The organism is Streptomyces sp. NBC_00086, from assembly GCF_026343255.1.
GTDB lineage: Bacteria > Actinomycetota > Actinomycetes > Streptomycetales > Streptomycetaceae > Streptomyces.
Genome location: NZ_JAPELZ010000001.1, coordinates 6,663,401 through 6,686,360, shown reverse-complemented (window position 1 = coordinate 6,686,360; position 22,960 = coordinate 6,663,401). Strand labels below are relative to the sequence as shown.

Sequence of the window (22,960 nt, the reverse complement as noted above, 5' to 3'; positions counted from 1 at the left end):
GTGTCCTTTCGGGGCGGGGACGGAGCGGTGCTTGGCTGAGCGGCTGAGCGGTACTTGCTGGGCGGTACTTGCTGGGCGGTACGTGGCCGAGCGGTACTGGCCGGGCTGCGCCGACCGGGGTGGAGTCGGCCGATCTGGGGTCAGGCGGTGCCGAGCGCGGCGCTGCGGGCGGCGAGGAAGGCCTTGTGCGGGTCGAGGTCCGGGTAGGACCACGGGGCCTGGGTGGCGTGGCTGCCGATGCGCTGGAAGAGGGCGGCGGCCTCGGCGGGGCGGCCCTCGCAGAGCTTGGCGTGGGCGAGGAAGTTGAGGTCCACCCGGTTGCGGGGGTGGTCCTCGCGCTCCCACTCCAGCCACCAGTCGAAGGCTGCGCGCAGCACCTGCCGGGCGCGGCGGCCGGACCAGTGCTCGACCCCGGCGTCGGGGGCGTGGCCCTGTCCGGCGGCGAGGACGCGGTAGCGCTCGGCGTGGGCGATGACGGGGAGGACGGCGAGCGGGGAGTCGGCCGGGGATTCCTCGGCGGCCCAGGCGGCGAAGTCGTAGACCTCGTGGAGCGGGTCGCGGCCTGCGGCGGGGGCCCGCTCGGCCAGCCGGGAGACCATCAGGTGGTGGGCGTGGTGGTGTTCGCGGTGGCGGGCCCGGACCTGGTCGAAGTGGCGGCTGAACTCCTCTTCGGTGCCGAAGGCGCGGGTGAGGAGCAGCAGGCCGAGCCAGGGGGTGGGGTCGGCCGGGAGCAGGACCGCGGCGCGGCGGCAGGCCTCCTCGGCGGCCTCGGGGGTGCCCTTGCGGCGCAGGGCGGCGAAGACGGCCGCGCAGGCGAGGAGGGTGACGGCGTCGGCGCTCTCCGGTTCGGCGAGCAGCCACTCGCGCGCCCACGCGGTGGCGGCCGGGGTTTCGGCGAGGACGACGAGGCGGTGCCCGCGGCGGTCCCAGTCGTCACCGGTGGCGACGAGCAGGGTGCGCGCCTTGGCCCAGCGGCCCTGGGTGAACTGTGCGCGGACGTCGACGAGTTCCGTGTCGCAGAGGGCGGAGTCGAAGAGCTGGGCGTCCCGCTTGCGGGCGCGGCCGAGGGGCGGCGGAGGGGGCGGCATCCGCGGGATTCCCTCCAGGACGCGGGCAGTTGGACGGTGTGGCCGGAAGATCACGCACAGCAAAGCGGTACGCACAGCTCCGCGTCAAGGTCCAGTCCACTGCGTGGCTAGTTTCAACTGGTCTTTTCGACAGGTGAGTTGACGTGGTTGTTCCGGTTCGTGGCAGGTTGTCGGCAGGGCGCGCCCCTGTTCGGGCCGGCTCGCGCGCAGGACCGTAGGGTGGGATCCATGACGGCCTACGAAGATCTCCCGCCCATCGAGTTCGCCTTTCCCGGGCCGCTGCGCGATCTGCTGGTGGCGGCGGTCCTGAGTGGCGCCAAGACCACGACCACGGGAGTCCTCGCCGACTACGAGGCGGCGGGGGACCCGCTGCCGGTGGCGGGCGAGATGATGGTGATCGTGGACTCCGCCGAGCGTCCGGTGGGTGTCCTGGAAGTGACGGACGTACAGGTGCTGCGGCTGGCGGACGTGGGGCTTCGGCACGCGCTGGACGAGGGCGAGGGATTCACGTCCGTGGCCGAATGGCGCTCCGGTCACGAGGAGTTCTGGCACGGCCCGCAGATGCGGGAGGCCATCGGCGACCCGCACTTCACGGTCGACGACGACACCCCCGTCGTGGCGGAGCGGTTCCGCCTGGTGACCCGCCTGCCCCTGCCCTAGGGGGCAGGGGCAGGTGCCGGGGTCAGGAGACGGCCGCGGACGCGGCGCGGCCCGCCGCGCGGCCCGAGAAGATGCAGCCGCCGAGGAAGGTGCCTTCCAGGGCCCGGTAGCCGTGGACGCCGCCGCCGCCGAAGCCGGCCGCCTCGCCCGCCGCGTAGAGGCCCGGGAGGGGTTCTCCCGTGGCGGTCAGGACGCGGGAGGAGAGGTCGGTCTCCAGGCCGCCCAGGGACTTGCGGGTCAGGATCGAGAGCCGGACGGCGATCAGCGGGCCCGCCGCGGGGTCCAGGATGCGGTGCGGGGCGGCGGTGCGGATCAGTTTGTCGCCGAGGTACTTGCGGGCGCCGTGGATCGCCGTGACCTGGAGGTCCTTGGTGAAGGGGTTGGCGATCTCCCGGTCGCGGGCGACGATCTCGCGGCGGACGGTCTCCTCGTCGAGGAGCCCGTCCTTGGTGATCGCGTTCATGCCGCGCACCAGCGCGGAGAGGTCCTTCTCGACGACGAAGTCGGCGCCGTTGTCCATGAAGGCCTGCACCGGTCCGGGGACGGCCTGGCGCGCCCGGTCGATGACCCCGCGGACCGACTTGCCCGTCAGGTCCGGGTTCTGCTCGGAGCCGGAGAGTCCGAACTCCTTGCCGATGATGCGCTGGTTGAGGACGAACCAGGTGTGGTCGTGGCCGGTCTTCATGATGTGGTCGAGCGTGCCGAGGGTGTCGAAGCCCGGGAAGAGCGGTACGGGCAGCCGCTTGCCGGTGGCGTCGAGCCAGAGCGAGGACGGGCCGGGCAGGATGCGGATGCCGTGCTTGGCCCAGATCGGGTCCCAGTTCTCGATGCCCTCGGTGTAGTGCCACATCCGGTCCTTGTTGATGTGGCTGGCGCCCGCCCCTTCCGCGATGCCCAGCATCAGGCCGTCCACGTGGGCCGGGACCCCGGAGAGCAGCCGCGCGGGCGGGGTGCCCAGGCGGGCCGGCCACTGGGCCCGTACGAGGTCGTGGTTGCCGCCGATGCCGCCGCTGGTCACGATCACGGCCTGGGCGCGCAGGGAGAACTCCCCGGTGGCCTCGCGGCCGCTCGGGGTGCCGCGTACGGCGCCGGAGGGGGCCAGGACCTCACCGGTCACGGTGTCCAGGGTGCCCGCCGTACGGGAGAGCCCGGTGACCCGGTGGCGGAACTTCAGCTGGACCAGTCCGCGGGCCACCCCGGCCCGTACCCGCCGCTCGAAGGGCTCCACCAGGCCGGGGCCGGTGCCCCAGGTGATGTGGAAGCGGGGGACGGAGTTGCCGTGGCCGTTCGCGTCGTAGCCGCCGCGCTCCGCCCAGCCGACGACGGGGAAGAAGCGGACGCCCTGGGCGTGCAGCCAGGGGCGCTTCTCGCCGGCCGCGAAGTCCACGTAGGCCTCGGCCCAGCGGCGCGGCCAGGCGTCCTCCTCGCGGTCGAAGCCGGCGGTGCCGGCCCAGTCCTGGAGGGCCAGCTCGCGGGTGTCCTTGATCCGCATGCGGCGCTGCTCCGGCGAGTCGACGAAGAACAGGCCGCCGAAGGACCAGTGGGCCTGGCCGCCCATGGACTGCTCCGGCTCCTGGTCGAGCAGGATGACCTTGCGGCCGGCGTCGACGAGCTCGGCGGTGGCCACGAGGCCCGCGAGCCCGGCCCCGATCACGATCACGTCTGCGTCGTACGTCATGTGGAACCCGTCCTCCGTCGGTGGTGGGGCGATCCTTTGCTACGGAGCGGTAACCAGTCAACAGGAGCGGAGGGATCACCGTATGAGCGCGGCCGACGAGGTACTGGACGTGGTGGACCGGGAGGACCGGGTGACGGGGCGCGCGACGCGGGGCGAGGTGTACGCGGCCGGGCTGATCCACCGCTGCGTCTTCGTGCTGGCCCGGGACGGGCGGGGGCGGATCTTCACGCACCGGCGGACGGCTTCGAAGCTGGTCTTCCCCTCGAACTACGACATGTTCGTGGGCGGGGTGGTCGGCGCGGGCGAGAGCTACGCGGGGGCGGCCCTGCGGGAGGCCGAGGAGGAGCTGGGGGTGACGGGTCTGGAGCAGCCCGATCCGCTGTTCAAGTTCCTGCACGAGGGTCCGGGCGGGGCCTGGTGGAGCTACGTGCACGAGGTGCGCTGCGAGCTGCCGGTCCGGCCGCAGGCCTCGGAGGTGGCCTGGCACGCGTGGCTCTCCGAGGAGGAGGTGGCGCGGCGGGTCGCGGACGGCTCCTGGCCGTGGGTGCCGGACGGGCTGGATGCGTACCGCAGGCTGCTGGAGTTCCGCTCGGAGCGCAGGCGGACCGGGGCGCCAGTAGATTGAGCTGGTGATCGACTTCGTCAAGGACGTGCGGCTGTGGTTCGCGCCGGCTCGGGTACGGGACGAGGGCGAGACCCCCGACTACCGCTTCTCGCTGGCCAACGAGCGGACCTTCCTGGCCTGGATCAGGACCGCCCTGGCCCTGATCGGCGGCGGGTTCGCCGTGGACCAGTTCCTGCCCGACCTGCGGTGGGCGGTGCGCGTGGGGATGGCCATCGCGCTGCTCGCGGTGGGCGCGGCCTGTTCCCTGCGCGCGGTGAACCACTGGGTGCGGTGCGAGCGGGCCATGCGGCGCGGCGAGGACCTGCCGATGTCCCGGTTCCCGGTGGTGCTGAGCCTGGGGGTGGGGCTGGTCGCGGTGGCGATGGTGGTGGTCGTCCTGCTGGGCTGGACGAAGGGGCGGTGAGCTCCCCGGCCGACGCCGCCGACCGCGAGGGTCCCGAGGGCCGTGACGCGGGGCTGCAGCCCGAGCGGACCCGGCTCGCGTGGCGGCGTACGACGCTGTCGTGCGCGGTGGTGGCCGTACTGGCGCTGCGCCAGGCGCTGAACGCGGCGGGCGGCTCCCCGGTGGCGGTCGCCGGGGTCGCGGTGATCGCGCTGTTCTGGCTGGCGTTCATGGGGGTGGCGCACCGGCGGGTGCGGGAGCTGGCGGCGGCGCGGCCGGCCGGGCTCTCGGCGGGTGCGGCGCTGGCGGCGACGGCGTGCACGGTGGGCCTGGCGGTGTTCGCGATCGCGCTCATCGGGTGAGCCGATGAACCGATGGTCCGCCTTGTCCCGCCACCCAGGGCACGCAGCGGACAGAACGGGCGATCAGTGCCTTTCCGCACTAGCGTCGGCCCCATGACGACCCTGCACCAGGAACACCCCGCCCAGGAGCACGCCCACGCCCACGGTCCGGACTGCGGCCACCGGGCGGTCGAGCACGGCGACCACGTCGACTACGCGCACGACGGCCATCTGCACCGCGAGCACTCCGGACACTGGGACGAATGCGAGCCCGCCGGGCACGCCCCGCACACGGCCCACGAGCACGCCCACGGCACGGACTGCGGTCACGACTCCGTCCCGCACGGGGACCACGTCGACTTCCTGCACGACGGGCACCGGCACGCGGAGCACGACGGCCACTACGACGATCACTGACGAGCACTGATGGCTGCTGGCGGCTGCTGGCGGCCGCCTGCGGCTGCCGGCGGGCGCCGACGACCGCTGACGGCCGCCGAGGCGCCCACTGACGGAGTTCCCCTCCCCCCGGGCCGCCGTGACTGGCAGGATGCCGAAGGCCCGTCACAGCGACCCGGGGAGAGCGCGGATGCCCGCCGAAGACCCGTACCTCGTCCAGCCCGCGCCCGGGGTGTACGCCTACGTGCAGCCGGACGGCGGCTGGTGCCTCAACAACGCCGGCTTCGTGACCGACGGCGGCCGGACGCTGCTCGTCGACACGGCGGCCACCGAGCGGCGGGCGCTGGCCCTGCGCGCGGCGGTACTGGCCGCCGGGGCGCCGCTCCCCCGCACGGTGGTCAACACCCACCACCACGGTGACCACACCTACGGCAACGGCGTGTTCGCCCCGGAGGCGCTGATCCTGGGGCACGAGAACGCGCGGTCCGAGCAGCTCGCCGCCGGGCGCCAGCTGGAGCTGATCTGGCCGGCGACCGACTTCGGCGCCGTGGACATCACCGCTCCCGATCTGACCTACGGCGACCGCATGACCCTGCACGTCGGGGAGACCGAGGTGCGGGTCATCCACCCGGGCGTCGCGCACACCACGGGCGATTCCATCGTGTGGCTGCCCGGGCAGCGGATCGTCTTCACCGGCGACCTGGTCTTCGCGGAGGGCACGCCGTTCCTGGCGATGGGCTCGCTGGCCGGTTCGCTGCGGGCGCTGGAGCTGCTGCGCTCGCTCGGCGCGGAGACGGTCGTACCGGGACACGGGCCACTGACGGACCCCGGCGCGTACGAGGCCACCGAGCGCTATCTGCGGTACGTGGCCGAGCTGGCCCGGGAGGGCCGTGCGAAGGGGCTGACCCCGCTGGAGGCGGCCCGGGAGGCCGACCTCGGGGAGTTCGGCGCCTGGCGGGAGAGCGAGCGGCTGGTGGCCAACCTGCACCGGGCCTACGCGGAACTGGACGGCGAGCCCGAGGGGGCCGCGCTGGACATTCTGGCGGTGTTGCGGGACATGACGGTGATGAACGGCGGGACGCCGATCCTCTGCCACGCCTGACGGGCGGGGCCCTGCGGACGGGGCGGGCCGGAGACGGCTTCGGCTCATGCACTGGACGGCATACCGACTGGTCGGCATCATGGGTCGCGATCGTTCTGTCGTCGTCAACTCCTTACGGAGGCGCGCACCATGACCTCAGCCCCGGACCCGGCCCCCGCACCGGATCGCTCTGCGGCCCCCTCCGCAGCCCCCTCCGGCCCGCGAGGCCTCGATCTGGAGCGCCTGCGGGACCATCTCGACCGGGCCCGGCCGGGCCTGGTGGCCGGGCCGCTGACCGGCCGGCTGATCGAGGGCGGCCGCTCCAACCTCACGTACGAGGTGGGTGACGGGAGCTCACAGTGGGTGGTGCGCCGGCCGCCGCTGGGGCACGTACTGGCCACCGCGCACGACATGCGGCGCGAGCACCGGGTGATCGCGGCGCTGCACGGCACCGCCGTGCCGGTGCCCGAGCCGCTGCTGCTGTGCGAGGACGAGGCCGTGCTGGGGGCGCCGTTCTACGTGATGGAGTACGTGGACGGGGTGCCGTTCCGGACGGCCGAGCAGCTCGCCGCGCTCGGCCCCGAGCGGACCCGGCGCGCGGTGCTGGGCCTGGTGGACACCCTGGTCGACCTGCACGCGGTGGACCCGGAGGCGATGGGCCTGGGCGATTTCGGGCGGCCCGAGGGCTTCCTGGACCGGCAGCTGCGCCGCTGGGGCAAGCAGCTCGCGGCCTCCCGGGGGCGGGAGCTCGCCGGCATCGACGAACTGCACGGCGCCCTCGGGCGGGCCCTGCCCGACTCCCCCGCGCCCACGGTGGTGCACGGGGACTTCCGGCTCGACAACGTGCTGATCGGCGGCTCCGACGACCGGATCCGGGCAGTGCTGGACTGGGAGATGTCCACGCTCGGCGATCCGCTGACGGACCTCGGGCTGCTGGTGATGTACAGCTCCGACCTGGGCCTGACCGACTCCCCGGTCAGCACGACCAGCGCGGCCCCCGGCCATCCGGCGCCCGCCGAGCTGATCGAGCGGTACGCGGCCCGCTCGGGCCGGGACACCTCACAGGTCGCCTGGTACACGGCCTTCGCCTGGTTCAAGCTCGCGGTGATCCTCGAAGGCATCCACTACCGCTTCACGCTCGGGCAGACCGTCGGCTCGGGCTTCGACCGGATCGGCGAGCTGGTCCCGGTCTTCATCGAGCACGGTCTCACCACACTCCGGCAACCGCACGAAGGCTGAGGAACCCCATGGATTTCGCATTCGACGCCCGCACCGAGGAACTCCGCGGACGGCTCCTTTCGTTCATGGACGAGTACGTCTACCCGGCGGAAGCCGTCGCCGCCGAGCAGCGCGCACGGCTGGCCTCGCCCTGGGACACCCCGGCCGTGTTCGGTGAACTGAAGGCCGAAGCGCGCCGCCAGGGACTCTGGAACCTCTTCTTGCCCAACGCGGAGCACGGCGCCGGGCTGACCAACCTCCAGTACGCCCCGCTCGCCGAGATCACCGGCCGCAGCCCGCACCTGGCGCCGACCGCGACGAACTGCGCGGCTCCGGACACCGGGAACATGGAGCTGCTCTCGCAGTTCGGGAACGAGGAGCAGAAGAAGCAGTGGCTGGAGCCGCTGCTGGCCGGGGAGATCCGGTCCGCGTTCGCGATGACCGAGCCGGAGGTGGCCTCCTCGGACGCCACGAACATCGAGACGCGGATCGAGCGTTCCGCGAGCGGCGACGAGTACGTGATCACGGGCCGCAAGTGGTTCATCTCCGGGGCCATGAACCCGGACTGCAAGATCTTCATCGTCATGGGCAAGACCGACCCCGAGGGCGCCGACCCGCGCCGCCAGCAGTCCATGATCCTGGTCCCCCGGGACACTCCGGGGGTCGAGATCCGGCGCGCGATGACCGTGTACGGGTACGAGGACCACGACCACGGCGGCCACGCCGAGGTCGTCTTCGACGGGGCCCGGGTGCCGGCGGAGAACCTGATCGGCGAGGAGGGCGGCGGCTTCGCCATCGCCCAGGCCCGCCTCGGGCCGGGCCGGATCCACCACTGCATGCGGCTCATCGGCATGGCGGAGCGGGCCATCGAGCTGATGTGCCGGCGCGCGGTGGGCCGTACCGCCTTCGGCAAGGAGCTGGCCGCGCAGGGCGTCGTACAGAACTGGATCGCGGACGCCCGGGTCACCGTGGAGCAGCTGCGGCTGCTGGTGCTGAAGACGGCCTGGCTGATGGACACGGCCGGCAACCGGGGTGCGCACACCGAGATCCAGGCCATCAAGATCGCGACCCCGCGGGCGGTGGTGCGGATCCTGGACGACGCGGTGCAGCTGCACGGCGCGGGCGGGGTGAGCCAGGACTTCCCGCTGGCGGAGCTGTGGGCCGCGGCGCGGACGCTGCGGCTGGCGGACGGGCCGGACGAGGTGCACCAGCGCTCGCTGGCGCACCGGGAGCTGAAGCGGTACCGCTAGCGGACCTCCGGCGGGCGTGGCGGAGGACTTCGGTCCCGCGGGAGCGGACCTTTAATGGTCCAGACCACTGGGGAAGTCCGATATATTCGGGATGTCCCCCACTGAAAGTGCCCTTCGCCATGCCCAGCTCCACCCTGGCCCCCGCCGCCGCGCCGCACGCCACGGCCTCCCCCGTCACCGCGTCCGCGGCTCCGGCGGTCAAGGTCGCCAACCCCGGCCCGCTCGGCCTGGCGGCGTTCGCCCTCACCACCTTCGTGCTCAGCCTCTTCAACTCGGGGCTGATCTCGAACGCCGCTCTCAGTGCCGTCGTACTGCCGCTGGCGCTGTTCTACGGCGGCCTCGCGCAGTTCGTCGCGGGCATCATGGAGTTCCGCCGCGGCAACACCTTCGGGACCACGGCGTTCGTCTCGTACGGCGCGTTCTGGATGTCCTTCGCGGGCTACGTGAAGTTCGTCGTCCCGACGCTGCCGGCCGACCAGGCGCACGTGGCGACCGGCTGGTTCCTCGTGGCCTGGTTCATCTTCACCGCGTACATGTCGATCGCCGCCATGAAGCTGGACGTCGCGCACCGCGTGCTGTTCGTCTCGCTGGCACTGACCTTCCTGTTCCTCGCCCTCGGCGACCTGGCGCAGAGCACGGCGCTGGGCCACACCGGCGGCTTCCTCGGCCTCTTCACCGCGGGCGTCGCCTGGTACATCTCCTTCGCCGTGGTCGCCAAGGAGACCTGGGGCCGCGAGGTCGCACCGCTCGGCTAGGAGCTCTCCACGGCCACCGGTGCGGGGGTGGCAGCGGCGGCGGGGTGGCCCGCCGCCGTCTCGATGACCTCGTCCAGCACCTCGCGGGACCGGAGCAGATCGGCGATCAGCCGGTCGATCCGGTCCCGTTCCGTTTTCAGCTCGGCGACGAGCGCGGGCGTGGCCCGTACGTTCGGCCCGCCGTCCGCATCGCGCATGCAGGGCAGGATCTGCCCGATCTTCGCGCTGTGCAGTCCGGCCGCGTAGAGCTCCTGGATGCGGATGACCCGGTCCACCGCCCGCTCCGTGTAGTCGCGGTGGCCGCCGGGCGTCCGGTCGGAGACCAGCAGTCCCTGCGTCTCGTAGTACCGCAGCGAACGCTCGCTGACCCCGGTGCGCGCCGCCAACTCCCCGATCCGCATGTGCACTCCACCCCGGGTCCCGACTTGAATCTGACATCAGCGTCAGGTTTTACGGTACCGGCATGACTCAGACACAGCAGGTCCCCGCCGCATCCCGTCTCTTCGAATCCGCCCGCCTCGGCGGCCTGGAGCTCCCCAGCCGCCTGGTGATGGCGCCGCTGACCCGCAACCGGGCGGGGGCGGACGGGGTCCCCGGGACCCTCATGGCCACCTACTACGCCCAGCGCGCCTCGGCCGGTCTGATCATCGCCGAGGGCACCACCCCGAGCGCCGTCGGACAGACCTACCCGAACATCCCCGGCATCCACAGTCCGTCGCAGATCGCCGGCTGGCGCCGCGTCACCGACGCCGTGCGGGCCGCCGGCGGGCGGATGTTCCTCCAGCTGCAGCACGGCGGCCGGGTCGGGCACCCCGACACCAGCGGGCACGTACCGCTCGCGCCCTCGGTGGTGCGCTTCCCGGAACCGCTGCAGACCCCCGGCGGGCTCCGGGAGGCCGTCGACCCGCGGGAGATGACGCCCGAGGACATCGCGGCGACCGTCGCGGACTTCGCGAAGGCGGCCCGCCACGCCGTGGAGGCGGGCTTCGCCGGGGTGGAGGTGCACTCCGCCAACGGCCACCTGCTCCACCAGTTCCTGGCGCGGAACACCAACCTGCGCACGGACGGGTGGGGCGGGTCGGTGGCGGGCCGGATCCGGTTCACCACCGAGGTGGTCCGGGCCGTCGCCGAGGCGATCGGCCCCGAGCGGGTCGGCGTACGGATCTCCCCCGGAGTCGAGGTCAACGGCGTCGAGGAGGGCGACACCGAGGAGATCTACCCGGCCCTGGTCGAGGCCCTGGCGGAGGTCGGGCCGGTCTACCTGCACCTGGTCCACGCCGACCCGGACCAGCCGCTCTTCCGGAAGATCCGCGCGGCCTGGCCCGGCACCCTGATCGCCAACCCCCGGCTGTCCCACGAGGAGGTCGCCTCCGACGGCGGCGAACGGCGGGCCGGGGCGCTGCTGGCCGGGGGCGCCGACCTGGTGGCGCTCGGGCGGGGGTTCCTCGCCAACCCCGACTTCGTGGAGCGGCTGCGCACCGGCGCACCGCTCAACGAGCTCCGCCCGGAGCTCCTGATGTACGTGTCCGGGCCGGAGGGCTACACCGACTACCCCGCGCTGCGCCCCGCGCCCGCTACGGGCGCAGTGCCCGCATCAGCAGGTCCGCGAGGTGGTCGGCCACCTGCTGCGGCGTGAGCGGGCCGCCCTCGCGGTACCAGGTCGACAGGTGGTGGACGGAGCCGAAGTGGTAGTCCACCACCAGGTCGGCCGGGGTGGCGTCGGAGAAGACCCCGGTGCGCTGGCCCTCTTCGACCAGCGCGCGGAACCGCTCGTGGTAGCGCCGGCGCTCCGCCCGGACCTGCTTGAACTTCTCCGGGCTGAGCTGGTGCATGGAGCGGAAGAAGATCGCCGCGTCGTCCAGGTTCTCGATCGTGGTGACCACGACATCGGCGGCCGCGGCGCGCAGCCGCTCCTCCACCGGCGCGTCGGAACCGGCCACCGCGTCGAGGCGCTGCTGCTGGAGCCGCAGCATGCGCGCGTACACCTCGTGCAGCAGGTCGTCCTTGGATCCGAAGTAGTGGTAGAGCGCGCCCTTGGTGACCCCGGCCGCCTCGACGATCTCCTGGACCGAGGTGCGGTCGTAGCCCCGCTCGGCGAACAGCCTGGTCGCGACGGCGAGCAGCCGGCGCGGTACCGGGGCCTCGTGCGCCCCGACGGTCTCCGTCGTGGTCTTGGCGGCCATGGCTGTCGCCTCCCTTTCGTGGTGCTCTCTGGTGGGGTTCCGTGCGGCCGCGGTCCGGCCGTTTTCAGCCGTGGTCGCGGTCGCGCAGTTCCCGTCGCAGGATCTTGCCACTGGTCGTCTTCGGAAGGACAGGCAGGATCTCCACCCGGCGCGGGTATTTGTACGCGGCGAGGCGCTCGGCGCAGTACGCGGACAGTTCCGCCGGGTCGGCCGCGGTCCCGGGGCGCAGGCTGACGTAGGCCTTCACGCTCTCCCCGCGGTAGGGGTCGGGGATGCCGACGACGGCCGCCTCGCGCACGGCGGGGTGGGTGTAGAGCACGTCCTCGACCTCGCGCGGCCAGACCTTGAAGCCGGAGGCGTTGATCATGTCCTTCTTGCGGTCGACCACGTAGAGCCAGCCCTCGGGATCCATGAACCCGACGTCTCCGGTGCGCAGTTCGCCGTCCGGGAAGGCCTTGGCCGTGTCGGCGAGCAGGCCCCAGTAGCCGGGGACGACCTGTGGTCCGCGTACGGCTATCTCCCCGGTCTCCCCGAAGGGGACCTCGGCGCCGCTCTCGTCGAGGATCCGTACGAGGGTGTCGGCGCCGGGCACGCCCACGGAGAGGGTGCCCGAGGCCGGGTCCACGGGGGCTTCGTGGTGGACGGGCACGGAGGCGCAGGGGGCGGTGCACTCGGTGAGGCCGTAGCCGTTGCGCAGGTAGAACCCGTAGGCGGCGCGGAGGCGTTCGACCAGGGCGGGCGGCAGGGGGGCGCCGCCGGAGGAGACCACCTGGAAGGAGGCGAAGTGGTCCCGGGTGGCTCCGGGGTGGGCGGCGAGCGCCATGAAGGCGGTGGCCGGGCCCACGGTGTAGGCGGGGCGGTGTTCGAGGAAGGCGTCGAGGACGGCTCCGGCGTCGAAGCGGTGGGCGAGGACCAGGGTGCCGGCGTTGGTGAAGCAGGCTGCGAGCTCGCACACCATGCCGGTGATGTGGAAGAGCGGGGCGAGCGCGAAGTAGCCGGAGCCTTCGGGGAGGGGGTGGCCGGTCACCTGGCGCATGGCGTTGTGGGTGAGGGCGCCGTGCGGGTTCATGGCGCCCTTGGGGGTGCCGCTGGTGCCGGAGGTGTAGCTGATGAGGGCGGTGTCGGCGGCCTTGAGCTCCGGAGCGGGCGGGGCGGGGTGGCCTCGGTGGGCCACGGTGTGGAGGTCGGCCGCGTCGGCCGCCTGCTCCGGGCGGCCCGGCGCGAGGACCCGTACGTCGTCGCGGGTCTGGAAGTCCAGGTCGCAGGCGGTCAGGACGGTGCGCACGGCGGTGCCCCGCATGGCCCCGCGCAGGTACGCGGACCAGGCGCCGGCCTCGCAGACCAGGGCGGCGGCCCCGGAGTCGCGCAGGATGTGGCCGACCTCGCCGGACTTGTACATGGGGTTGAGCGGGACCACGACCGCCCCGGCCTTCCAGGCGGCCAGGACGGCGAGGACGAAGTGCGGGGTGTTCTGGAGCATGACGGCGACCCGGTCCCCGCGGCGGATGCCGTCGGCGGCGAGGTGGCCGGCGAGGGAGTCGGAGAGCGCGTCGGCCTCGGCGTAGGTGAGGCGGCCGTCGAAGTAGGCGAGCGCGGTGCGGCCGGGGGCGCGGGCGACGGCGGCGCGGAAGGCGTGCAGCACGCTGGGCGGCGGTGCGATCGGGGCCCGCTGGGCCGGGCTGAGCAGGCCGACCCAGGGCTTGGTGGCGTAGCGGGAGGGCGGGGGCGTCGTGGCCGCGGCGCTCACCGGGCTTCCCACTTGCGCTGGAGGTGGTTCATGCCGCTCAGCCAGCGGTCCGGCTCGGTGGCGCGGGCCGCGTAGAAGTCCGCGACCTCGGGGTGCGGGAGGATCAAGAACCGGCCCTTCTCCATGCCGTCGAACAGTGCGTCCGCGACCGCTTCCGGCTCGATCGCGGTCGGCGCGAGGACCAGCTCGCCCGCCGATCCGGAGGCGGTGAGCATGTCGGTCCGGACCCCCTGCGGGCAGATGGCGTGGACCTGGAGCCCGCGGTGGCGGTAGGTCAGCGAGAGCCATTCCGCGAAGGCGAGCGCGCCGTGCTTGGTGACACTGTACGGGGCGGCTCCGATCATGGTCAGCAGCCCTGCGGCCGAGACGGTGGACACGAACCGGCCGCTCCCGCGCTCCAGCCAGTCGGGCAGCAGCAGCCGGGCGGCGCGGACGTGGGCCATGACGTTGGTGTCCCAGGCCGCCTCCCAGACGGCCTCGTCGGCGAAGGCGTCTCCGCCGGAGGCGAGGCCCGCGTTGGCGCAGTAGACGTCCACGGTGCCGCCGAGCGCCTCGCGGGCCTGCGCGGCCACGGTCGAGGCGTCGCCGGGCACCGCGACGGCGCGGGCGCCGATCGCCTCGGCGACGGAGGCCGCCTTGGCGGGGTCGAGGTCGTTGACCGCGACGGTCGCCCCCTCGGCGGCGAAGCGGTGGGCGAGGGCGGCTCCGATGCCGCCGCCCGCGCCGGTGACGACGACTCGCTGGTCCTGGAACGCGTTCACGGGTCAGCCCTTCGTGTGGTGGTGCCTCGGGTGCCTCGGCGCCCTGTGCGGCTGAGCCGCCTGCCGGATCACGGGGCAGACTAACCAGTCGGTATGTGCGAGTGGAAGGGTGCGGAGCCCTACTTTGGCGCGATGACGCTGTCGCGACGCGGGTTGCTGGGTCTGGCCGGGGCGGCGGGCGCCGCGGGCGCCCTGGGGGCGGGAGCCCCGGGACCCCCGGGAACGCAGCCGGTGGGCGCGCCCGGCGGCCGGGTGCGGACCGGATTCGAGCGGCTCGCCGCGGACGGGTACGCGGTACTGGCCGGGCAGCGGGTCGGGGTGGTCACCAACCCGACGGGGGTCACCGCGGACGCCCGCCACCTGGTCGACGTACTGCACGCGGACGAGCGCGTGGACCTGGTTGCGGTGTTCGGCCCCGAGCACGGCTTCCGGGGCACCGCCCAGGCGGGCGGTTCGGAGGGGGCCGGGCGGGATCCGGCGACCGGGCTGCCCGTGTACGACACGTACGACAAGAGCGGGCAGCGGCTCGCGGACGTCTTCACGGCGGCCGGCGTCGACACCGTCGTCTTCGACATCCAGGACGTCGGCGCCCGCTTCTACACCTACATCTGGACCCTCTACGACTGCATGCGCGCGGCCGCCCTCGCCGGCAAGGCGGTGGTGGTGCTGGACCGCCCCAACCCGGTCGGCGCCCGGCGGGCGGCCGGGCCCGTCCTGCAGCGCCCGTACGCGAGCTTCGTGGGCCGGGAGCCGATCGCACTGGCGCACGGGATGACGGCGGGCGAACTGGCCGGGCTCTTCGCGGGCGAGTTCCTCCGGGGAGCCGGCGCCGCCCCGCGGCTGGAGGTGGTGCGGATGGCGGGATGGCGGCGGGAGTCCTTCTTCGAGGAGACCGGGCTGCCCTGGGTGCCGCCGAGCCCGAACATGCCGACGCCGGGCACGGCCCTGGCGTACGCCGGGACCTGCCTGTTCGAGGGGACGAACCTGTCGGAGGGGCGCGGTACCACCACCCCCTTCGAGCTGGTCGGCGCCGAGGGCGTGGACCGGCGGTGGGCGGAGGTGGCGAACGCGCTGGAGCTGCCCGGCGTGTGGTTCCGGGAGGCCTATTTCACGCCTTCCTTCTCCAAGCACGCCGGGAAGACCTGCGGCGGGGTCCGGCTGCTCGTCCACGACCGGGAGGCCTTCGATCCGGTACGGGCCGGGATCGGGCTGCTGGTCACCGCGCGGCGGGTGTGGAGCGGCTTCGCGTGGCGCTCCGACCAGTGGATCGACCGGCTGACGGGCTCGGACCGGGTCCGGCGGATGGTCGACGCGGGGGCGGGCGTGGAGGAGATCGCGGGCGACTGGGCGGCGGGGCTGGCGGGGTTCGCGGCGGTACGGGAGGAGTACCTGCTGTATCCGTGAACCGGTGGGCGCGCAGGGGCTGGCCGGGCGGCCCGTTCCGCAGGATGCTGCGGAACAGGGACACGGCGTGGAGGGGGGCGTCATGGTGCACATCGGCGGGACGGTGCCTGCGAGGGCGACGGGGACGGCGGCGGGGATCGGGGCCCGGCCGTACGTGGAGCTGACCTTCGACGCGCAGGGCGACGCGGGCCCGGGCGCGCGGGAGGCGGTCTTCGGGATCGAGGCCACGGACCTGCTGGTCTTCGCCCACGGATGGAACTCCGACCGGTCCACCGCGATCCGGCTCTTCGACCGGTTCTACGCCCCCTTCGCGGATCTGGTGGGGACCGGGGTGCGGCTGGGGTACGTGGGGGTGGTGTGGCCCTCGATCCGCTTCTCGGACGAGCCGATACCCGACTTCGACGCCCGGGGCGCGGTGGAGGGCGCCGTGGTGGGTGCCGCGGAGCCGGGCCACGGAACGGCCCTGGACCCGGCCACCCGGCGGTCCCTCGGCGCCTTCTGGCCGGGCCGGGCGGCGGAGCTGGACCGGATCGCCGAGCTGCTGGAGGAACGGCCCACGCGAGAGGGCGACTTCACCGAGTTCGGCGCGCTCGTACGGGAGCTGGCCGGGGTCGACGGGGTGGGCACGGGCGACGATCTGGCGGCGGCCTTCGCCCCGCGCGAGGTGCCGGACTTCCTCAGCGGGGACGTCCTGCGGGTGTGCCGGGAGTTCACTGACGCCCTGGCCGAGGCGGGCGCCACGTTCCCCGGGGGCGGGGCGGGCGCCGGCGGCTCCCCCGGCTCCTCGGCCGGTTCCTCGGCCGACTCCTCCCCCGGCTTCTCGGCGGGCGGCGGCATGCGGACGCTGTGGAACGGCGCCAAGGAGGTGCTGCGGCAGGCCACGTACTACCAGATGAAGGCGCGGGCCGGGGTGGTCGGCGAGCACGGCCTGGGGCCGCTGCTGGCGGAGCTGGCCGGCCGCCGTCCGGCCCTGCGCGTGCACCTCATCGGACACAGCTTCGGCGGCCGGGTGGTCTCCTTCTCGCTGCGCGGGCTGCCGTCCGGGGCGCGGAACGTGAAGTCCCTGACCGTCCTCCAAGGAGCCTTCTCCCACTACGCGTTCGCCGACAGCCTGCCGCACGACCGGGGGCGCGGGGGCGCCCTGCGCGGACTGCAGGACCGGGTCGACGGGCCGCTGACCGCCTGCCACTCCTCCTACGACTCCTCCCTCAAGGTCTTCTACCCGCTGGCCTCCCGGATGGCCGGCGATTCGGCCGGTCTGCTCGGTTTCGACGAGCGGTGGGGCGCGATCGGGCACGACGGGGTGCGGGGGGTGCCCGGAGCCCCGCGGCTGACGCTGGACGCGGCGCTGCGGGGCGGCCTGCCCGCCACGGGCTGCGTGAGCGTGGACGCGGGCTCCGTGGTCCGCCGCGGCGGGGCCCCCTCGGGGGCGCACAGCGACATCTGCCACGAGGAGCTGGCCCGGCTGGTGGTGCTCGCGGGGCGCATGGGGCGCTGAGTTTTGGCCATGTGCCACCCGTACGCCTCGACCGCCCCCGCATGCGCCCGCACCAGGCCGGGCATGTTGGGCACACGGCGCCGGTCCTGTGGGGAACACAGCGCGGCGGGCACGGCGCCCGGTGCTGGGCGCTCGGCGGAGGTGAAGGTGTGATGGCGGGATTCCGGAGTCTGGCCCATCAGGTGCGCGACGCACGCAACGACGGGGCCCTGCGGCGCCACTCGCTGCGCCGCTGCCTGGAGCGGTTCGCCCCCTACGGGCACCGCGCGACCTGGTGGCACCTGTGCGACCGGCACGGGATCGGCCCCGAGGACCGGGCGGCGGACCCGTCGCGGCTGGTGGCCGCGCTGGAGGAGCTGGAGGAGGCGCGGGCGGTCTGGCTGGAGTACGAGCGGCAGTTCGCGGAGCGCCGGCGGCGCGAGAAGCACGACGGGCTGCGCCGGCCCGAGTGGGCGTGGAGCGGCAGCGGGGACGCGGTGGTGCGGTGCGCCGATCCGGGGGTACGGCCGCAGGGGGCGCTGGGCGAGGTGCTCAGACGGCTGGTGGAGGCACTGGAGTCGGAGCCGGGGACGGGGTGTCCGGTGTGCGGGGCCCGGGAGTTGCACTGGCCGGTGCCGGTGGCGGCGGTTGCCGCCGGAGCCGGGGTGAGCGCGCCCGGCGGCGGGCCCGGCGGTACTGCGGCCGGGGCCGCCTGGGCGTGGGACGGTCCGGTGTGCGCGGGCTGCGGGATCGTGGTGCCCAGACCGGCGCTCGCGGACGCGGCGCTCCAGGGGGCCGATCTGGCGGGGGCGGCGTGAGCGGGGCGGGCATGGAGGCGGGGGCGGCGGCGAAGGTCCGGGAGTCGGCGCCGACGGAGTCCGCACGTTCCGGGCAGGACCCGGCGCGGTCCGGGCGACCAGGGCCGGGGCCGGAGTCCGTCCGGCGGAGACCCGGGCCCGCGGGGCCGACCCTGGTGGTGTCGCTGAACGGTTCCCGGGGCGCCGCCGACGGCGCGGCCGTCCCGATGAGCCCCGGGGACCTGGTGGACGCCGCGCTCGCGGCGGTGGCCGCCGGGGCCCGGGAGGTGCTGGTCCATCCGCGCACCCCGTGCGGCCGCGAGAGCCTCTCGCCCCGGGTGGTCGGGCCGCTGCTGGAGGCCCTGCGCGACGCGGGCCTCAGGGGCGGGAGCGGGGTCCGGGGCGGTCCCGGGCCCGGCGGCGGGGTGGCGGTCTCCGTGGCCGTGAGCGCGGGGGCCGAGCCGGATCACGCGGGGCGGCTCGCGCGGGTGCGGAGTTGGACGGTGCTGCCCGACCGGGCGGTGGTGCGGTTCGCGGAGCCGGGGGCGCGGGAGCTCGCCGAGGCGCTGCTGGAGCGCGGGGCGGCGGTGGACGCGGAGGTCGCGGTGGGCGGGGCGGCTGCGGACACCGAGGCAGCCACGGGAAGGGCGGCGGCGGGCGGGGCGGCGGCGGACGCCGAGGGCGCGGTGAGCGGGGCGGCCGGGTCCCTCGCGCGGTTCCTCGCCTGGCCGGTACGGGACCCCGCGCGGGTCCGGCTGGTGGCCGAGCTGGCCTCCGCCGACCCCGGGCCGGTGGCCGAGCTGCTGCGCCGGCTGCCGCCGGTGCCGGTGGTGCTGTTCGGGCGGGAGGCGGCGGCCTGGCCGGCGCTGCGGCTGGCCGCGCGGTACGGCGCCGGGGCGCGGATCGGCGTAGGAGACGTGCTGCACCTGCCGGACGGCCGGGCGGCGCGGTCGAACGCCGAACTGGTCGCGGCGGCCTCCCGCGCGCGGGAGGTCACAGCAGCCGGGAGCCGGTGATCCGTTCGCCGAAGACGTCGTCCGGGTTGGAGAGGGCGCAGTTCTCCAGGGAGAGGCATCCGCAGCCGATGCAGTCGGTCAAGTGGTCACGCAGGCGGCCGAGTTGAGCTATCCGCTGGTCGAGCTCGGCGCGCCAGCTCTCCGAAAGCAGGGCCCAGTCCTCACGGTTGGGGGTGCGGCCTTCGGGGAGCTGGGCGAGGGCGTCGCGGATGCTGGCCAGGGGGATGCCGACGCGCTGGGCGGCCCGTACGAACGCCACGCGGCGCAGCGCGTCTCGGGTGTAGCGGCGCTGGTTCCCCGAGGTGCGGCGGCTGCTGATCAGCCCCTTGGTCTCGTAGAAGTGCAGTGCGGAGACGGCCGCGCCGCTGCGGGCGGACAGCTGGCCGACGGTGAGCTCGTGGACCTTCTCGGGAATCTGCGGCACACCGCCGAGGGTAATCGGCCGGGCCGGGATTCGGGGTCGGGCGCTTCACCGACCGTCATTGACAGATCCATGACGACCCCAGCATTCTGAGCAAGCGCTTATTCGCCAGGGAGAGGTACGGGTATGTCCGAGCCGAGGATCTTCACGTCCGCCGAGCAGCTCACCGCCGGGATCGGCGCACCGCTCGGCCCGAGCGACTGGCTGGAGGTGGACCAGAAGCGGATCGACCTCTTCGCGGACGCCACCGGGGACCACCAGTGGATCCACGTGGACCCGGAGCGGGCGGCGACCGGACCCTTCGGCTCCACGATCGCGCACGGATACCTCACGCTGTCGCTACTGCCGAGCCTGGTGCCGCAGATCATGCGGGTCGAGGGCATGAAGATGGGCATCAACTACGGGGTGAACAAGGTGCGTTTCCCCGCGCCGGTGCCGGTCGGTTCGCGGCTGCGCGCGACCGCCCTGATCACCGAGGTCGTGGAGGCGGGCGGCGGCGTCCAGGTGTCGGCCACCGTGACCGTCGAGATCGAGGGCGGCGAGAAGCCCGTGTGCGTGGCGGAGTCGGTGTCCCGCTACTACTTCTGATCCACCGCTGGGCCCGCGGCCGGCGCATCGGCCGCGCCGGAGCCCGCGCCCACCATGCGGAGCACGAGGCCGGCGTAGAGCGCGCCGACCTCGTCGGGCGTGCGACGGCCGTCGGCGCTGAACCAGCGGGCGACGTCGATGCAGAGCGACAGCACGGCAAGGGTGGTGCCGGGGACGTCCGGGACGAAGAACTCCCCGGCCGCGACGCCGTCGGCGAGGATGCGGCGGATGGCCGCGTCGCTCTGCCGGCGCAGGGCCACGATGTCGGAGCGGTGCTCCGGAGCGAGAGCATCGAGCTCGTACTGGACCACGCGCGCGGTGGTGTGATGCGCGGCGTGCCAGCGCACGAAGGACCGTACGGCCACGTCGAGCCGCTCGGCGGCGCTGCCGGGGCCGGAGGCGGCGGAGTCGAGGATCGCCAGCGCCTTGTCGTGGCCGATCCGGCTGATCCGGTGGAGCAGCTCTTCCTTGGTCTTGTAGTGGATGTAGAGCGCGGCCGGGCTCATGCCGGCCCGCCCCGCGATGTCCCGCGTGGTGGTGGCGTGATATCCGCGCTCCGCGAAGGCCTCCACGGCGGCGACGAGCAGCCGCCGCGCGGCGTCGGGAGTGACCTCCGACCACGGCCGGTAACCGCTGATCTCCTCCGCGCTGTCCATCGCTCGCTCACCCTCTTCGGCCTGTAGGAATGAACAGCCTACCGGAGGGTGGTGAGCAAGCGCTTAGCGATCCTGGGGAGTGGGCTGCTTCGGGACCGCGAAGGGGTCGTAGCCCGTCATGATCTTCTCCATCCGGGCCTGGTCGACCCGGGTGACGATCTGGGTGACCTCCTGGCGGTCGCGGATCACCTTGGCGAGGGTGAAGGCCGAGGTGGTGAGGTAGAGGACCGCGATGCCGAGGAAGGCCCGGACCCAGCCGTCAGCCTCCATGTTGTAGATCCCCAGGGCCACCGCGCCGATGGCGACGCCGAAGGAGGCGACGGCCTGGCCGTAGTAGGCCCCCGTGTTCTGCTGCTTGACCGGTGTCTCGTTCATGGGTCCAGCTTCGGGCGGGCCGGGCCCCGGCACATCCGCGCGCGTACTCACTTACGTACTCAGGAACTTCGGGGACTCCCGGGGGCTCTTGGGGGCTCTTGGGGGCTCTTGGGGGCTCTCGGGAACTCCGGGGGGCCACTCAGAAAGCCGAAACCCCCGTACGGGCGCGGCCGATGAGGAGCTTCTGGATCTGGCTGGTGCCCTCGTACAGGGTCATCACACGGGCGTCGCGCAGCAGCTTGCCGGCCGGGTACTCGTCGATGTAGCCGTAACCGCCGTGCACCTGGAGGGCGTTGCTCGCGGCGCGGACGGCGGCCTCGGAGGCGAAGAGCTTGGCGGTGGAGGACTCGGTGGCGAAGGGCAGTCCGCGGTCGATCAGATCGGCCACCCGCCAGGTCAGCAGCCGGGCCGCGTCCACGTCGACGGAGATGTCGGCGATCAGCTCCTGGACCAGCTGGTGGTGGGCGATCGGCTTGCCGAACTGCTCGCGCTGGGCCGCGTAGGAGACGGCCGCGTCCAGCGCGGCCTGGGCGATGCCCACACAGCCCGCGGCGACGGACATCCGGCCCTTGGCGAGGGCCGACATGGCGACGGAGAAGCCCTTCCCCTCGGGGCCGAGCATCGCGGAGGCGGGCACGCGCACGCCGTCGAGGGAGAGTTCGGCGGTGGCCTGGCCGCGCAGGCCCAGCTTGCCGTGGATCTCGCGGCGGGCCAGGCCGGGGGTGTCGGTGGGCACGAGGAACGCGGAGATTCCGCGGTGGCCGGGGTCCTCGTTGGTGCGGGCGAAGAGCAGGACCACGTCGGCCCAGGTGCCGTTGGTGATGAACATCTTGCTGCCGCTGATCACGTACGAGTCGCCCTCGCGCCGGGCCCGGGTGGTCAGGGCGGCGGCGTCGGAGCCGGTGCCGGGCTCGGTGAGCCCGAAGCAGCCGAGGGCCTCGCCGGAGCACAGGCGGGGCAGCCAGTCGCGCTTCTGCTCCTCGCTCCCCCAGGCGGCGACGGTCTTGGCGACCAGGCCCAGGGAGACGGAGACGATGCCGCGCACGGCGGAGTCCCCGCGGCCGAGTTCCTCGGTGACCAGGACGTAGGAGAGGTGGTCCCCGCCGGAGCCGCCGTACTCCTCGGGGACGGTCAGGCCGAGGAAGCCGACGGAGCCGAGCTTCTTCACGATGGCCCGGTCCACGCTCTCGGCGCGGTCCCACTCGGCGGCGTACGGAGCGATCTCGCGCTCGGTGAACGCGCGGGCGAGATCGCGGACGGCGGACTGCTCCTCGCTGAGTTCCAGATTCACCGGGCACCTCCGGGTGGGGACGGGATCGGATGGGGTTAATTACCACTGCTAGTTTAAATCCGGCAGGCCTTACTATGTGGCGCATGGCCAGACCGCGCAAGCCCCTTCTCAGCAGATCGCTCATCGTCGAGGCGGCGGGTGCGCTGGTGGACGGCGAGGGACTGGAGGCCGTCTCGACGCGGCGACTGGCGGCGGCGCTGGGGGTCAGCGGGCCTTCGCTGTACAACCACTTCCGCACGAAGGACGAGATCCTGGACGCGGTCGCGGACGCGGTGAGCGCACGGGTCGACCTGTCGATGTTCGAGGCGGGGGACGGCCGGGAGTGGCAGGTCGCGCTGCGCGACTGGGCACACTCCTACCGGGCCGCCCTGTCCGACCATCCGAACATCGTGCCGGTACTGGCGCGCGGACCGGGCCGCAGGCCGGCCGGTCTGCGGGTCGCGGACGCCGTCTACGGCGCGATGACGGCGGCCGGCTGGCCGCCGGCGCAGGCGACCCGGATCGGGGCGCTGATGCGGTACTTCATCCTCGGCTCGGCCGTGGGTTCCTTCGCCCGGGGTTTCGTCGACGACGAGGCGGCATACGACCCGTCGGACTACCCGCACCTGGGCCAGGCCCACCTGCTGGCGGAGCGCCAGCAGGAGGTGGACGAGGGCGCCTTCGAGACGGGCCTGGCGGCGCTGCTGGACGGCCTGGCCCTCCAGTACGCGGCACTGCGGGAGACGGGCCTGACGCCGCCTGACGCCGCCTGACGCCGCCCGACACCGCCT

General features: G+C 73.7%; 26 protein-coding genes. 16 read left to right on the top strand and 10 right to left on the bottom strand.

The genetic code is table 11. The features are described 5' to 3' along the window. Window positions 1–140: 140 nt before the first annotated feature. Complete coding sequence (locus OG276_RS30320) at window positions 141–1,088, bottom strand: hypothetical protein (protein WP_266910078.1); 948 nt, start codon at window positions 1,086–1,088, stop codon at window positions 141–143. 228 nt (window positions 1,089–1,316) lie between these two features. Between OG276_RS30320 and OG276_RS30315 the strand changes: the two genes are divergently transcribed. Further along, complete coding sequence (locus tag OG276_RS30315) at window positions 1,317–1,748, top strand: ASCH domain-containing protein (protein ID WP_266910076.1); 432 nt, start codon at window positions 1,317–1,319, stop codon at window positions 1,746–1,748. A 22-nt stretch (window positions 1,749–1,770) separates the two neighbouring features. On the opposite strand, the gene OG276_RS30310 is transcribed toward OG276_RS30315, so the two are convergent. Then, window positions 1,771–3,426, bottom strand: coding sequence for an FAD-binding dehydrogenase (locus tag OG276_RS30310; protein WP_266910074.1), 1,656 nt, complete (start codon window positions 3,424–3,426; stop codon window positions 1,771–1,773). Window positions 3,427–3,508: 82 nt separating this feature from the next. Here OG276_RS30310 and OG276_RS30305 point away from each other — a divergent pair, with 82 nt between their 5' ends. From OG276_RS30305 to OG276_RS30270, 8 genes are all read left to right on the top strand, one after another. Beyond that, window positions 3,509–4,051, top strand: a complete 543-nt coding sequence (locus OG276_RS30305; protein ID WP_266910072.1) for an NUDIX hydrolase — start codon at window positions 3,509–3,511, stop codon at window positions 4,049–4,051. A 4-nt stretch (window positions 4,052–4,055) separates the two neighbouring features. Then, window positions 4,056–4,454, top strand: coding sequence for a YidH family protein (locus tag OG276_RS30300; RefSeq protein WP_266910070.1), 399 nt, complete (start codon window positions 4,056–4,058; stop codon window positions 4,452–4,454). Continuing rightward, window positions 4,451–4,795: a DUF202 domain-containing protein gene (locus tag OG276_RS30295; protein ID WP_266910068.1), complete on the top strand. Its 345-nt coding sequence runs from the start codon at window positions 4,451–4,453 to the stop codon at window positions 4,793–4,795. Before OG276_RS30300 ends, OG276_RS30295 begins: the two co-directional genes overlap by 4 nt. Before the next feature lie 93 nt (window positions 4,796–4,888). Beyond that, the gene (locus OG276_RS30290; RefSeq protein WP_266910066.1) at window positions 4,889–5,191 is read left to right on the top strand and encodes a hypothetical protein; all 303 of its coding nucleotides are present in this window, start codon (window positions 4,889–4,891) and stop codon (window positions 5,189–5,191) included. 169 nt (window positions 5,192–5,360) lie between these two features. Next, entirely contained in the window at window positions 5,361–6,272 is a 912-nt protein-coding gene (locus tag OG276_RS30285) for an MBL fold metallo-hydrolase (protein WP_266910064.1), read from the top strand. Window positions 6,273–6,401: 129 nt separating this feature from the next. Beyond that, on the top strand, window positions 6,402–7,490 hold the full coding sequence (locus OG276_RS30280; protein ID WP_266910062.1) for a phosphotransferase family protein: 1,089 nt from the start codon (window positions 6,402–6,404) through the stop codon (window positions 7,488–7,490). An 8-nt stretch (window positions 7,491–7,498) separates the two neighbouring features. Further along, window positions 7,499–8,719, top strand: coding sequence for an acyl-CoA dehydrogenase family protein (locus tag OG276_RS30275; protein ID WP_266910060.1), 1,221 nt, complete (start codon window positions 7,499–7,501; stop codon window positions 8,717–8,719). 119 nt (window positions 8,720–8,838) lie between these two features. Next, complete coding sequence (locus tag OG276_RS30270) at window positions 8,839–9,474, top strand: acetate uptake transporter (protein ID WP_266910058.1); 636 nt, start codon at window positions 8,839–8,841, stop codon at window positions 9,472–9,474. On the opposite strand, the gene OG276_RS30265 is transcribed toward OG276_RS30270, so the two are convergent. Then, the gene (locus OG276_RS30265) at window positions 9,471–9,875 is read right to left on the bottom strand and encodes a MerR family transcriptional regulator (protein WP_266910056.1); all 405 of its coding nucleotides are present in this window, start codon (window positions 9,873–9,875) and stop codon (window positions 9,471–9,473) included. The genes OG276_RS30270 and OG276_RS30265 overlap by 4 nt on opposite strands. Window positions 9,876–9,937: 62 nt before the next feature. Here OG276_RS30265 and OG276_RS30260 point away from each other — a divergent pair, with 62 nt between their 5' ends. Continuing rightward, entirely contained in the window at window positions 9,938–11,110 is a 1,173-nt protein-coding gene (locus OG276_RS30260) for an alkene reductase (RefSeq protein WP_266910054.1), read from the top strand. On the opposite strand, the gene OG276_RS30255 is transcribed toward OG276_RS30260, so the two are convergent. From OG276_RS30255 to OG276_RS30245, 3 genes are all read right to left on the bottom strand, one after another. Further along, a complete protein-coding gene (locus tag OG276_RS30255) occupies window positions 11,049–11,657 on the bottom strand; it encodes a TetR/AcrR family transcriptional regulator (RefSeq protein WP_266910052.1) in 609 nt (202 codons plus the stop codon). The genes OG276_RS30260 and OG276_RS30255 overlap by 62 nt on opposite strands. 64 nt (window positions 11,658–11,721) lie before the next feature. After that, window positions 11,722–13,416, bottom strand: a complete 1,695-nt coding sequence (locus tag OG276_RS30250) for a class I adenylate-forming enzyme family protein (RefSeq protein ID WP_266910050.1) — start codon at window positions 13,414–13,416, stop codon at window positions 11,722–11,724. After that, window positions 13,401–14,165, bottom strand: a complete 765-nt coding sequence (locus OG276_RS30245) for an SDR family oxidoreductase (RefSeq protein WP_266910048.1) — start codon at window positions 14,163–14,165, stop codon at window positions 13,401–13,403. Before OG276_RS30245 ends, OG276_RS30250 begins: the two co-directional genes overlap by 16 nt. A gap of 132 nt (window positions 14,166–14,297) precedes the next feature. Here OG276_RS30245 and OG276_RS30240 point away from each other — a divergent pair, with 132 nt between their 5' ends. From OG276_RS30240 to OG276_RS30225, 4 genes are all read left to right on the top strand, one after another. After that, window positions 14,298–15,569, top strand: a complete 1,272-nt coding sequence (locus OG276_RS30240) for a DUF1343 domain-containing protein (protein WP_266910046.1) — start codon at window positions 14,298–14,300, stop codon at window positions 15,567–15,569. Between the two features lie 82 nt (window positions 15,570–15,651). Then, a complete protein-coding gene (locus tag OG276_RS30235; RefSeq protein ID WP_266910044.1) occupies window positions 15,652–17,067 on the top strand; it encodes a serine-threonine protein kinase in 1,416 nt (471 codons plus the stop codon). A 152-nt stretch (window positions 17,068–17,219) separates the two neighbouring features. Then, the gene (locus OG276_RS30230; RefSeq protein WP_266910042.1) at window positions 17,220–17,864 is read left to right on the top strand and encodes a hypothetical protein; all 645 of its coding nucleotides are present in this window, start codon (window positions 17,220–17,222) and stop codon (window positions 17,862–17,864) included. Window positions 17,865–18,022: 158 nt separating this feature from the next. Further along, window positions 18,023–18,859 (top strand): 3-keto-5-aminohexanoate cleavage protein, encoded by an 837-nt coding sequence (locus OG276_RS30225; protein WP_323182376.1) that lies wholly within the window; start codon window positions 18,023–18,025, stop codon window positions 18,857–18,859. Here the strand turns inward: OG276_RS30225 and soxR are convergent. Further along, window positions 18,837–19,283: a redox-sensitive transcriptional activator SoxR gene (gene soxR / locus OG276_RS30220; RefSeq protein WP_266910040.1), complete on the bottom strand. Its 447-nt coding sequence runs from the start codon at window positions 19,281–19,283 to the stop codon at window positions 18,837–18,839. The two genes, OG276_RS30225 and soxR, sit on opposite strands and share 23 nt — an antisense overlap. A gap of 123 nt (window positions 19,284–19,406) precedes the next feature. Between soxR and OG276_RS30215 the strand changes: the two genes are divergently transcribed. Continuing rightward, the gene (locus OG276_RS30215) at window positions 19,407–19,868 is read left to right on the top strand and encodes a MaoC family dehydratase (RefSeq protein WP_266910038.1); all 462 of its coding nucleotides are present in this window, start codon (window positions 19,407–19,409) and stop codon (window positions 19,866–19,868) included. Here OG276_RS30215 and OG276_RS30210 read toward each other — a convergent pair. From OG276_RS30210 to OG276_RS30200, 3 genes are all read right to left on the bottom strand, one after another. Continuing rightward, window positions 19,859–20,524, bottom strand: coding sequence for a TetR/AcrR family transcriptional regulator (locus OG276_RS30210; protein ID WP_266910036.1), 666 nt, complete (start codon window positions 20,522–20,524; stop codon window positions 19,859–19,861). The two genes, OG276_RS30215 and OG276_RS30210, sit on opposite strands and share 10 nt — an antisense overlap. A 63-nt stretch (window positions 20,525–20,587) precedes the next feature. Beyond that, the gene (locus tag OG276_RS30205) at window positions 20,588–20,899 is read right to left on the bottom strand and encodes a YiaA/YiaB family inner membrane protein (RefSeq protein WP_266910034.1); all 312 of its coding nucleotides are present in this window, start codon (window positions 20,897–20,899) and stop codon (window positions 20,588–20,590) included. Window positions 20,900–21,038: 139 nt separating this feature from the next. Further along, window positions 21,039–22,190 carry an acyl-CoA dehydrogenase family protein gene (locus OG276_RS30200; protein ID WP_266910032.1) on the bottom strand — a complete coding sequence of 384 codons (1,152 nt, stop codon included), beginning with the start codon at window positions 22,188–22,190 and terminating at the stop codon, window positions 21,039–21,041. Between the two features lie 83 nt (window positions 22,191–22,273). Here OG276_RS30200 and OG276_RS30195 point away from each other — a divergent pair, with 83 nt between their 5' ends. Beyond that, entirely contained in the window at window positions 22,274–22,942 is a 669-nt protein-coding gene (locus tag OG276_RS30195; protein ID WP_266910030.1) for a TetR/AcrR family transcriptional regulator, read from the top strand. Window positions 22,943–22,960: the final 18 nt, after the last annotated feature.

Excerpts from the sequence above, each read along its gene's own strand:
- OG276_RS30320 (WP_266910078.1), bottom strand. The coding sequence starts at position 1,088 with ATGCCGCCCCCTCCGCCGCCCCTCGGCCGCGCCCGCAAGCGGGACGCC.
- OG276_RS30270 (WP_266910058.1), top strand. The coding sequence starts at position 8,839 with ATGCCCAGCTCCACCCTGGCCCCCGCCGCCGCGCCGCACGCCACGGCC.
- OG276_RS30260 (WP_266910054.1), top strand. The coding sequence starts at position 9,938 with ATGACTCAGACACAGCAGGTCCCCGCCGCATCCCGTCTCTTCGAATCC.
- OG276_RS30195 (WP_266910030.1), top strand. The coding sequence starts at position 22,274 with ATGGCCAGACCGCGCAAGCCCCTTCTCAGCAGATCGCTCATCGTCGAG.
- OG276_RS30305 (WP_266910072.1), top strand. The coding sequence starts at position 3,509 with ATGAGCGCGGCCGACGAGGTACTGGACGTGGTGGACCGGGAGGACCGG.
- OG276_RS30280 (WP_266910062.1), top strand. The coding sequence starts at position 6,402 with ATGACCTCAGCCCCGGACCCGGCCCCCGCACCGGATCGCTCTGCGGCC.
- OG276_RS30290 (WP_266910066.1), top strand. The coding sequence starts at position 4,889 with ATGACGACCCTGCACCAGGAACACCCCGCCCAGGAGCACGCCCACGCC.
- OG276_RS30230 (WP_266910042.1), top strand. The coding sequence starts at position 17,220 with ATGGCGGGATTCCGGAGTCTGGCCCATCAGGTGCGCGACGCACGCAAC.
- OG276_RS30315 (WP_266910076.1), top strand. The coding sequence starts at position 1,317 with ATGACGGCCTACGAAGATCTCCCGCCCATCGAGTTCGCCTTTCCCGGG.
- OG276_RS30215 (WP_266910038.1), top strand. The coding sequence starts at position 19,407 with ATGTCCGAGCCGAGGATCTTCACGTCCGCCGAGCAGCTCACCGCCGGG.
- OG276_RS30285 (WP_266910064.1), top strand. The coding sequence starts at position 5,361 with ATGCCCGCCGAAGACCCGTACCTCGTCCAGCCCGCGCCCGGGGTGTAC.
- OG276_RS30265 (WP_266910056.1), bottom strand. The coding sequence starts at position 9,875 with ATGCGGATCGGGGAGTTGGCGGCGCGCACCGGGGTCAGCGAGCGTTCG.
- OG276_RS30275 (WP_266910060.1), top strand. The coding sequence starts at position 7,499 with ATGGATTTCGCATTCGACGCCCGCACCGAGGAACTCCGCGGACGGCTC.
- OG276_RS30210 (WP_266910036.1), bottom strand. The coding sequence starts at position 20,524 with ATGGACAGCGCGGAGGAGATCAGCGGTTACCGGCCGTGGTCGGAGGTC.
- OG276_RS30310 (WP_266910074.1), bottom strand. The coding sequence starts at position 3,426 with ATGACGTACGACGCAGACGTGATCGTGATCGGGGCCGGGCTCGCGGGC.
- OG276_RS30255 (WP_266910052.1), bottom strand. The coding sequence starts at position 11,657 with ATGGCCGCCAAGACCACGACGGAGACCGTCGGGGCGCACGAGGCCCCG.
- OG276_RS30205 (WP_266910034.1), bottom strand. The coding sequence starts at position 20,899 with ATGAACGAGACACCGGTCAAGCAGCAGAACACGGGGGCCTACTACGGC.
- OG276_RS30240 (WP_266910046.1), top strand. The coding sequence starts at position 14,298 with ATGACGCTGTCGCGACGCGGGTTGCTGGGTCTGGCCGGGGCGGCGGGC.
- OG276_RS30235 (WP_266910044.1), top strand. The coding sequence starts at position 15,652 with ATGGTGCACATCGGCGGGACGGTGCCTGCGAGGGCGACGGGGACGGCG.